Origin of the sequence: Bacillus sp. JJ783 (assembly GCF_036963225.1) — a bacterium.
GTDB classification, from domain to species: domain Bacteria; phylum Bacillota; class Bacilli; order Bacillales; family Bacillaceae_G; genus Bacillus_A; species Bacillus_A cereus_U.
The window spans coordinates 9570-9780 of sequence record NZ_JBALMG010000084.1; the positions used below are offsets into that span (position 1 = coordinate 9570).

Sequence of the window (211 nt, forward strand, 5' to 3'; positions counted from 1 at the left end):
CCACCATCAGCTTTGTTTGAAGCTGTTGTTTTAATAGAAGGTTCTACAAATCGAACTGTTTGACCTACATCGTTAATGTCAGCGTGAGTTGCAATTACTTGACCTTCATGTAATAAGTCTTCAAACACTACTACTTCTCTTCCTTGCTGTTCAGCACCAACGAAAGTAAAGTCTAATGTTACAAAACCATTCTTTTCTTTTGCAGTAAACT

General features: G+C 36.5%; 1 protein-coding gene. It reads right to left on the bottom strand.

The genetic code is table 11. The annotated features are described in order from the left end of the window. Positions 1 to 211, bottom strand: a 211-nt coding sequence (locus V7038_RS17725) for a VaFE repeat-containing surface-anchored protein (RefSeq protein WP_335471204.1), incomplete at both ends; no start/stop codon positions are given.